The 8,808-nt window shown below is 71.4% G+C and carries 9 protein-coding genes; 3 read left to right on the forward strand and 6 right to left on the reverse strand.

Annotated features, from left to right (window positions below; translation table 11 throughout):
* Positions 1 to 51: 51 nt before the first annotated feature.
* The 3 genes from EXE48_RS16710 to EXE48_RS16720 all read left to right on the forward strand — a co-directional run bounded on the left by EXE48_RS16710 (position 52) and on the right by EXE48_RS16720 (position 2,196).
* On the forward strand, positions 52 to 285 hold the full coding sequence (locus EXE48_RS16710; protein ID WP_121600666.1) for a YgaP family membrane protein: 234 nt from the start codon (positions 52 to 54) through the stop codon (positions 283 to 285).
* A 179-nt stretch (positions 286 to 464) separates the two neighbouring features.
* Positions 465 to 1,697, forward strand: a complete 1,233-nt coding sequence (locus EXE48_RS16715) for an FAD-dependent oxidoreductase (protein WP_137712072.1) — start codon at positions 465 to 467, stop codon at positions 1,695 to 1,697.
* Between the two features lie 91 nt (positions 1,698 to 1,788).
* Positions 1,789 to 2,196: a MaoC family dehydratase gene (locus EXE48_RS16720; protein ID WP_137712073.1), complete on the forward strand. Its 408-nt coding sequence runs from the start codon at positions 1,789 to 1,791 to the stop codon at positions 2,194 to 2,196.
* Between the two features lie 24 nt (positions 2,197 to 2,220).
* On the opposite strand, the gene EXE48_RS16725 is transcribed toward EXE48_RS16720, so the two are convergent.
* The 6 genes from EXE48_RS16725 to EXE48_RS16750 form a co-directional block, all read right to left on the reverse strand.
* Positions 2,221 to 3,282: a 3-oxoacyl-ACP synthase gene (locus tag EXE48_RS16725; protein ID WP_137712074.1), complete on the reverse strand. Its 1,062-nt coding sequence runs from the start codon at positions 3,280 to 3,282 to the stop codon at positions 2,221 to 2,223.
* 165 nt (positions 3,283 to 3,447) lie between these two features.
* Positions 3,448 to 4,632 carry a branched-chain amino acid ABC transporter permease gene (locus EXE48_RS16730; RefSeq protein WP_137712075.1) on the reverse strand — a complete coding sequence of 395 codons (1,185 nt, stop codon included), beginning with the start codon at positions 4,630 to 4,632 and terminating at the stop codon, positions 3,448 to 3,450.
* Between the two features lie 154 nt (positions 4,633 to 4,786).
* Complete coding sequence (locus tag EXE48_RS16735) at positions 4,787 to 5,839, reverse strand: branched-chain amino acid ABC transporter permease (RefSeq protein ID WP_053772660.1); 1,053 nt, start codon at positions 5,837 to 5,839, stop codon at positions 4,787 to 4,789.
* Positions 5,836 to 6,534: an ABC transporter ATP-binding protein gene (locus EXE48_RS16740; protein WP_053772659.1), complete on the reverse strand. Its 699-nt coding sequence runs from the start codon at positions 6,532 to 6,534 to the stop codon at positions 5,836 to 5,838. The genes EXE48_RS16735 and EXE48_RS16740 overlap by 4 nt, the downstream gene beginning before the upstream one ends.
* Positions 6,531 to 7,451 carry an ABC transporter ATP-binding protein gene (locus tag EXE48_RS16745; protein ID WP_137712076.1) on the reverse strand — a complete coding sequence of 307 codons (921 nt, stop codon included), beginning with the start codon at positions 7,449 to 7,451 and terminating at the stop codon, positions 6,531 to 6,533. The genes EXE48_RS16740 and EXE48_RS16745 overlap by 4 nt, the downstream gene beginning before the upstream one ends.
* Entirely contained in the window at positions 7,451 to 8,734 is a 1,284-nt protein-coding gene (locus tag EXE48_RS16750; protein ID WP_241992034.1) for an ABC transporter substrate-binding protein, read from the reverse strand. Before EXE48_RS16750 ends, EXE48_RS16745 begins: the two co-directional genes overlap by 1 nt.
* Positions 8,735 to 8,808: the final 74 nt, after the last annotated feature.

The following is an 8,808-nucleotide window of genomic DNA, read 5'->3' on the forward strand; positions in this document are numbered from 1 at the left end:
GCTCGCGACACGGTGGAAAGGTTGATACGGTCGTGTGTCGTATTGTGTTGTATGGAACAAAACGTCGGTTCGACGGACAAGCTCGTCAGGACGGCCGTCGGCGCGGTCGCCGGTGCCGCCTCGATAGCGACGCTCGCGGGCGTCGGGCCGCTTCCGGCCCTCGCCGCGCCGGTGCTCGGCGTCGTCGCGCTCGCGATGCTCGCGACGGCGGCGACCGGCACCTGCGGGCTCTACGCCCTGCTCGGCGTCAGCACCTGTCCCGCGGACGGGCGGGCCTCCCGCTGAGCGGCGGCGGACCGACGTTCTGTTTTTCGGCGGCATGGCCCCCGCAGCCACGGTATCACGCCGTTTCGGCGGAGGCCTCAAGTAGCCGCGAGCCGTATCGATATCGTGATCGATAAGCATCCGAGCCGAGGACGTCTCGCGGCGGACCGTGGCGCGGATCCGAACGGGGTGAGCGCCGCGTGAGCGACGATCCGACGGTCCTCGTGATCGGCGGCGGCGCGACGGGGACGGGGATCGCCCGCGACCTCGCGGGGCGCGGCGTCGACGCCGCGCTCGTCGACCGCGGCGGGCTCGGCGGCGGCACCTCCGGGCGCTCGCACGGCCTCCTCCACAGCGGGGCCCGGTACGCCGAGGCCGACGCCGAGGGCGCCCGCGAGTGCATCGAGGAGAACCGGACGCTCCGGTCGATCGCCGGGGCCTGCGTCCGCGACACCGGCGGCCTGTTCGTCCGCCTCGCCGGCGACGACCCGGACTATCTGGAAGAGAAAATCGCCGCCTGCGAGGAGATCGGTATCGAGACCGAGCGGCTGGACGGCGACGCCGCCCGCGAGGCGGTTCCGGGCCTCGCGGCGGCGGTCGAGGAGGCGTTCCGCGTCCCCGACGGCGTCATCTACCCGTCGCGACTGGTTGCCGCCAACGCCGCCGACGCCGAGCGGCACGGGGCGACCGTCCGCCCGAACGCGCCCGTCGAGGACGTGACGGTCAGCGACGGCGCGGTCGAGTCGGTCCGCGTCGGCGGCGCGGTCGACGCGACGCTCTCGCCCGAGGTCGTCGTCAACGCCACCGGCGCGTGGGCGGACTCGATCGCGGAGATGGCCGGCGTCCCCGTCGGGATGGCGCCGAGCCGCGGCGTGATGGTCTCCGTCGAGTACGACGGGCTGGAACCGGTTTTGAACCGCTGTCGCGACCCCGACGACGGCGACATCGTCGTCCCCCACGACGGCGAGGTCGTGCTGGGGACGACGAGCGTCCCCGTCTCCGACCCGGACGACTACGAGACCGCTGAGTGGGAAATCGAGCGCTCCGTCGAGGAGTGCGCCGCGATGCTCCCCGCGGTCGCCGACGCGCCGACCGTTCGGACCTGGTGGGGCGTCCGCCCCCTCTACGCGCCCGACGAGACGGGCTCTGACCGCCGCGGGATCTCCCGCGGGTTCACGCTGCTCGACCACGAGCGCGACGGCGCCGCCGGCCTCTACAGCGTCGTCGGAGGCAAGCTGACCACCTACCGGCAGATGGCCGAGACGACCGCCGACCGCGTCTGCGAGCGCCTCGGGGTCGACGCAACCTGCGAGACCGCCAGCGAGCCGCTCGCGCACGCCGACGACCCCGAACGGCTCGACGAACTCGTCGCGGCGTACGGCGGGGCGAATCCGACCGACTCGGACGTGGTCGGCGCGCCGGCCGACGACTGATCCGAGCGCCCCGCGCGGGTCGCCGCCGGGACGCGGCGCGGGTTCGAGGCTGAACCACGGGGTTGAGGGACCGACGGCGAGACCGATCGGTATGCCAGTCGCGACCGTCGGCGAGACGGCGACCAACGAGGTAACGGTGACCGAGGAGACGATCGAGGCGTTCGCGGAGCTCTCGGGCGACGAGAATCCGATCCACCTCGACGACGAGTACGCCGCCGAGACGATGTTCGGCGGCCGCGTCGCGCACGGAATTATCTCGGCCGCAGTCGTCTCCGGCGCGCTCGCGGGGCTCTCCGGCGACATCGTCTACCTCTCGCAGGAGCTGTCGTTCGAGAAGCCGGTGTTCCCCGGCGAGACGGTCGCGGCGAGCGTCAGCGTCATCGACGACCTCGGCGGCGACCGGCTCGCGGTCGAGACGACCGCGACCGTCCCCGAGCGCGACGAGCGCGTCCTCTCCGGGGAGGCGGTAGTGCTGTCGGTGCCGCACGGCGACGAGTAGCGAGCCGCCGCGGCGGCCGGTCGGTTACCCCTGCCACCGGAGCACGGTCGCCGACCAGGTGTAGCCGGTGCCGGCCGCGAGCAGGCAGACGAGGTCGCCCGGTTCGAGCCGGCCCGTCTCGACGCCGGCCTCCAGCGCGAGCGCCTGATCGACGCTCTGGACGTGGCCGTACTCGTCGAGGTAGTAGCCGTCGCTCGCGGGGTCGAGCCCGAGCTCGTCGAGGACGCGCTCGTGGAACGACCGCTTCATGTGCGTCAGCGCGACGTAATCGAGGTCGCCGCGCTCGAACCCCGACCGTTCCAGGGCCGTGTCGGCGACGGAGAGGTACGCCGGCAGCGACACCGGACCGAGCCGCTCTTTCATCCCCTCGGGGTCGGGCACGTCGAGGGTGTGGAGCCCCTCGCGGACGGTCTCCTCGCTCGGCGGGCGCTTCGACCCGCCCGCCGGCATCACCACGTCGTCGGCGAACGAGCCGTCGGTCTCGGCCGCGCTGGCGCGGACGGTCGCCCGGGCGCGACCGCCGAACGGGTCGTCGTCGGTCGCCGCGTCGGATCCGTCGCCGTCGGCGCCCGCCTCGACGACGAGCGCGCTCGCGCCGCTGCCGAAGTTGAACATGAAGGAGCTGTCCTCGTTGCCGTAGTCGACGAGGTCCTCCTCGCGGCTGGCGGCGACGAGCAGCGCCGTGTCGATCGGTTCCGTCTCCAGCTGGGCGGTCACCTGCCGGAGCGCGATCGGCGCGCCCGCACACAGCGTGTAGCTCTCGGTCGCGTACGCGTTCGTCGCCCCGATCCGGTCGGTGATCGCCGCCGCCGCCGACCAGACGACGTGGTCCTTGTACTCCGAGCCGTGGTAGACCACGACGTCGAGGTCGGTCGGGTCCACGTCCGCGTCCGCCAGCGCGGCCTCGGCCGCCTTCACGGACATGTCGGTCGCGTGGTCGCCGTCGGGCGGACAGACGCGCTTCTCGCGGACGCCCATCTTCTCGACGACCACCTCCTCGGGGATGCCACTCTCGGCGGCGATCGCTTCGCCGGTAACGGTCTCGTCGGGGACGTAGGTCCCGAGTCCGGTGATCCCGACCGTCATGCGTCTCCTCCGTGCCGCGTTCGGTCCGTCTCGTCGCGCTCCGTCCGGTCCGTTCCGTCGTGTCGCGTGGGTTCGATCATGTGTCGTGTGAGAGTCGCGGCCGGTCGCGGCGAGCGCGCGCGTCGGCGCGTGCCGCGGCGTCCGCGGAGCCGCGGGCCCGCGACGCTACCGGAGGTAGCGCCGCAGGTGGTCCGGGAGCCGCTTCCCGACGGTGCCGCCGAGCCGGTCGCGCAGGGTGCCGAGGATGCCGTTCGGGACGAACAGCACGAACAGCACGAAGACGACCCCGAGGTACAGCGGGGCGCGCCCGTCGACCGCGGTGTTGACGAACAGCTCCAGGCTGATCCCGAAGAGGTCGGCCTGGAGGACGCTCTCCGGGAGCCCCTCGCGGAGCAGCGTCGCGATCCCGCCGCTCTCGGTCGAGAGGACGTCCTCTAACCCCTGGTTGAACAGGGTCCCGTACACCGGGCCGGCGAGGGTGCCGAACCCGCCGACGATCGTCGTGATCAGCGCGTCGGCGGTGACGAGGAAGTAGAACGTCCCGTCGGGCGCGACCGACCGCGAGTAGGCGGCGAAGATCCCGCCCGCGATGGCCCCGAAGAAGCCGCTGACGGCGAACGCGGCCAGCTTGAACCGATAGGTCGCGTAGCCGACGGCGCGGGCCCGCTCCTCGTTCTCGCGGATCGCGATCATTACGCGCCCGAACGGCGAGTGGAGGATCCGCTGCATCGCGAAGTAGCAGACGACGACGACGATCCCGAGCGCGTAGTACGAGACCACCGTCGCCGAGAGGTCGAGCCCGAGCCCGAGCAGGTTCTCGAAGCTCTCGCCCGTGAGCCGCCCCACGTCGAGGCTCAGCGCGTCGACGAACGGGACGCCGATCGCGAGCGCGTCGCCGCTCACCGTCGCGCCCTCGGTCGGGTTCGTCGAGACGTATCCCCACGAGCGGATCAGCTCGTAGATCACCTGCGCGAACCCGAGCGTGATCATCGCGAAGTAGACGCCCGTGAGCCGGAACGACACCGACCCGATGACGAGCGCGAGCAGGCCGGCCAGCGCGGCGCCCAAGAGGAGCGTGATCATGAACGGGGTACCCTCGGGAACGCCCGGGACCTGTCCGTTCGCGGCGAGGACGACGAAGTACGCGCCCGTGCCGTAGAAGGCCGCGTGGCCGAACGAGAGGTAACCGGTGTAGCCGCTGACGAAGTCGAAGCTCATCGCGAACAGGCCCATGTACAGCACCACGACCATGAACGTGATCGCGGGGAGGAACGCCTCGGCGAACGGGGCCGCCGGCGTCGCGAGCAGCGCCTCGTAGGCCAGCGGGTACAGCAGGAACCCGACGATCACGGCCGCGTGGACGACGTGGTCGCGCAGGTACGCGCGGAGGCCGCCGGTCGCGGTCGACGGCGGAATCGGGTCCGTCTCGTCGACGGGCGCGTCCGATTCTGTCGGTGCGTCCGCGTCGACGGGCGCGTCCGCGTCGGCGGAGGGGTCGGGGTCGCTAATGGCCCCCCACCTCCTCGACGCCGTAGAGCCCCTGCGGGCGGATAATGAGCATCACCACGAGCAGGAGGAAGATGGTCACCTCGGAGAGGCCGGGGAAGGTGACGATCCCGGTGGTGAACAGCCACGTCGTCACCGAGTCGGCGACGCCGACGATGCCCGCGGCGACGAGCGTCCCGGTGAAGCTCCCCAGCCCGCCGATGATGACGACGACGAACGCGTACAGCAGCACGTCGATGCTCAGGAGGACGCTGGGGCCCCAGATCGGGTCCCACATCAGCAGCACGCCGCCGACCGCGGCGAGCCCGGTGCCGACGCCGAACACGACGGTGAACGCCTGCCGCACGTCGATGCCGAGCGCCTGGACCATCTCGGTGTCCTCGCTGCCGGCGCGGATGTAGAGCCCGTACAGCGTCTTCGTCAGGAACGCCCACACCGCGACCGCGACGACCGCGCCGATCGCGATCTCGAAGAGGTACAGCCGCCTGACGCCGACGCCGAACAGCTGGGTCCGGCCCAAGAGCACGTCCGGGGCGGTGGCCATCGGCGCCTGCCACTGCGGGTCCGGCTGGATCCCGCGGAGCGTTAAGACGATCCGGGCCAGCTCCTCGATGATGAGCGAGACGCCGAAGGTCAACAGGATCTGGTAGGTGGGCGTGCGGTCGTAGATCGGTCGGATCAGCGCGACCTCCATCGCGCTGCCGGCGGCGGTCGTGACCGCGAACACCAGCGCCAGCGCGACGAAGAAGACGAGTATCGTCGCGAGCGTCCCGGTGTTCGCGCCGACGACGAGCACGAGCACGAGGCCGCCGAGGTACGCGCCGACCATCGCGACCGCGCCGTGCGCGAAGTTGAGGACGCCCATCAGCCCGAAGACCAGGGTCAGCCCAACCGCGATGGTGAAGTACACCGCGCCCTTGCCGATCCCCTCGGCGAGCACGCGGGCGGCCGTCTGGAGGCCGTCGACCGCGCCGCCCGTCGCGAGCAGCGCGCCCGGGTCGAGCAGCGGCGCGAACTGCGAGAGGGCCGCCGCGAGCGTTCCGGGGGTCATGCGGTGAGGTACCTCCGGATTCGCTCGTCGTCGCTCGTGACGCCGGCGGTCTCGCCCTCCTCGACGACGACGCCGTGGTCGACGAGGTAGAACCGGTCGGCCAGGTCCATCGCCAGCCGGAAGTTCTGTTCGACGAGCACCATCGTCGTGTCGGCGGAAGCCGCGCGGAGCGCCTCGACGACGTCCTCGACGATCTGGGGCGCGAGCCCCTCGCTCGGCTCGTCGACGAGCAGCAGATCGTTGTCGCCGACCATGCCGCGGGCGATGGCGAGCATCTGCTGTTGCCCGCCGCTGAGGTCGCCCGCCTCCTTGTCGGCGAAGCGGTCGAGCGCCGGGAACAGCTCGTAGGCCTCCGCGATCCGAGCGCCCGGGTCGGCCGCCGAGTGCGCGGCGACGCGGAGGTTCTCCTCGACAGTGAGATGCGAGAACACGCGCCGCTCCTCCGGGACCCAGCCCATTCCCCGGGCGGCGATCTCGTGGGGCTCCATCCCCGTCACGTCCGTTCCGTCGAACCGGACCGTCCCCTCGCGGGGCGGCGTCAGCCCGAGCGCGGTGCGGAGCGTCGTCGTCTTCCCGACGCCGTTGCGCCCGACCAGCGCGACGATCTCGCCCTCCTCGACCGACAGCGAGAGCCCCTGGAGGATGTGGCTCTCGCCGTAGTACGTGTGGACGCCGTCGAGTTCGAGGGTCGTCACCGCGGCTCACCCCCGACGCTCGCGCGGCGACCGCCGTCGGCCGCGGCGTCGCCGTCGCGGTCGGCGGTGCCGTCGCTCTCCTCGGTGTCGTCGCCGGTCCCCTCGCCGGCCGCCGAGTCGTCCCCGGCCCCCTCGCGGCCGTACCCGCCGAGGTACGCCTCCTGAACGGCCGGGTCACCGCGCACGTCCCCGGGTGGACCGTCGGCGATGAGCTCGCCGCGGTGGAGGACGGCGATCCGGTCGGAGATGTCCATCACCACCTCCATGTTGTGTTCGATGAGCATCACCGAGTGGTCCTCCGCCACGTCCTCGATCAGCCCGACGACCTCGTCGACGCCCTCGCTCGACACGCCGGCGGTCGGCTCGTCGAGCAGCAGGAGGTCGGGGTCGCCGGCGAGCGCGACGCCGATTTCCAGGCTGCGCTTCTCGCCGTGGCTCAGGTTCTCCGTGACGGTCTCCGCTTCCGCCGCGAGCCCGATCCGTTCGAGGATCGCGGTCGCCTCGGCGTAGTGTTCCTCGAAGTCGGCCACGTTACGCCACAGCTTCCAGGAGTCGTTTCCGCGGCTCGCCTGCGCGGCGACGCGGACGTTCTCCAACACCGTCAGCGTCGGGAACAGGTTCGTGATCTGGTACGACCGGTGGATCCCCGCGAGCGCCGTCTCGTCCGGCGAGGCCGCGGTGATGTCGAGCGCCGAACCGCTTCCGTCCGTCCCCGCGGCGCCGCCCGGCGGGTCGAAGCGGATGCGTCCGTCGGAGGGCTCCAACACGCCCGTGAGCAGGTTGAAGAACGTCGTCTTCCCCGCGCCGTTCGGGCCGATGATCGAGCAGAGCTCGCCGGCCTCCAGCGCGAAGTCGACGCCGTCGACGGCGGTGATGCCGCCGAAGCGCTTCGTGAGCCCCTCGGTCTCCAGCAGCATTACAGCGAGCAGCTGGCGTCCGATTCGGGGACCATCACGTCCTCGGCGTCGAGGCGTTCGAGCGGCTCGCCCGGCATGATGGGCGCGTCCCAGGTGTCGGCGTACTCGTCGCTGGTCGGGACCGGCCACGCGACCGTCATCTGCGAGGCCGCCTGGTTGTTGTGCTCCTGGAACGTGTACCCGTTCTCGCCCTTCGGCGTGTCCGTGACGGTCATCCCGCGCAGCGCGTCGGCGATGTCGGCGCCGTCGGTGGAGCCGGCCTCCGAGACGGCCTGCGAGAGCGCCGAGGCCGCGGTGAAAGTGCCGGAGCTGAACAGGTCGGGGACGATGCCGTACGCGTCGACGTGCATCTGCCGGAACTGCTCGTTGATCGGGTTGTCGTACTGGTTCCAGTGGTACCGGCTGGTGAACGGTCCGAGCCCGGCGTCCTTGACGTCCTGCGCGGTGAAGTCCTCGCCCAGCGCCGACTCGATGGTACCGCCGATGAGCTGCGTCGTCAGGAGGGCCGCGAACCCGCCGAACACCTGGACGTCGTAGGAGATGGCCGAGGTGAGGAACTGCGGCAACGTCGACGCCGTGAAGCCGCCGACGACGCCCGACGCGCCGTCCGAGACCGCCTGCTCGAAGAGGCCGTCGAACTCGGAGTAGCCGACCTCGACGAACCGCGGCTCCAGCACGTCGACCCCTTGGCTCTCCAAGACCTGCGTGTAGTTGCTCGCGACGCTCTGCCCGAACGCGTTGTCGGACGCGAACACGGCGACCGTGTCGATGTCGAAGTTCTCCGCCACGTACGTCCCCCCGGCCCGCGCGTCCATCGCGGTGTGCTCGCTCGCGCGGAACGCGAGCGGGTGACAGAACTCGTCGCTCACGGTGATGCCGGCGTCGGCCGCGGGCCCGATCAGGTAGGGCACGTCCGTCTCGTCGACGACGGTGTCGATGAGCCGACGCGCGCTGTCGGAGGAGGTGCCCCCGAACAGGATGTCGACCTCTTCGTCCAAGACGAGGTCGGTCGCGACGCTCTGGGCCGTGTCCGGGCTGAACCCGGTGTCCTCGACGATTATCTCGTAGGTGGGGCCACCGTCGGGATCGACGGTGTACGTCCCCGGCGTCGCCTCCTGGATCGGGTCGAGGTCGTGCTTGTACGCCAGCCCGGAGTAGAACCCGCGGAGGCTGATCTGCCCGTAGTACTGGAGGTCGCCGGAGGTCGGCTGGAGCGCGCCGATCCGGACCGTCTCGCCGGAGAGGTCCCCGCCGCCGCCGCCGCCCGTCGAATACTTCGGCATACCCGGTGTAGTGGTCCGGACCGTTAAAAAGTCGTGGAGGGCGAGGGCCGCCGCCGGGCCGTCGGACCGGCGAT

This window comes from Halorubrum sp. ASP1 (genome assembly GCF_005435135.1).
Lineage (GTDB): Archaea > Halobacteriota > Halobacteria > Halobacteriales > Haloferacaceae > Halorubrum > Halorubrum tropicale.

Excerpts from the sequence above, each read along its gene's own strand:
- EXE48_RS16710 (WP_121600666.1), top strand. The coding sequence starts at position 52 with ATGGAACAAAACGTCGGTTCGACGGACAAGCTCGTCAGGACGGCCGTC.
- EXE48_RS16725 (WP_137712074.1), bottom strand. The coding sequence starts at position 3,282 with ATGACGGTCGGGATCACCGGACTCGGGACCTACGTCCCCGACGAGACC.
- EXE48_RS16750 (WP_241992034.1), bottom strand. The coding sequence starts at position 8,734 with ATGCCGAAGTATTCGACGGGCGGCGGCGGCGGCGGGGACCTCTCCGGC.
- EXE48_RS16735 (WP_053772660.1), bottom strand. The coding sequence starts at position 5,839 with ATGACCCCCGGAACGCTCGCGGCGGCCCTCTCGCAGTTCGCGCCGCTG.
- EXE48_RS16745 (WP_137712076.1), bottom strand. The coding sequence starts at position 7,451 with ATGCTGCTGGAGACCGAGGGGCTCACGAAGCGCTTCGGCGGCATCACC.
- EXE48_RS16720 (WP_137712073.1), top strand. The coding sequence starts at position 1,789 with ATGCCAGTCGCGACCGTCGGCGAGACGGCGACCAACGAGGTAACGGTG.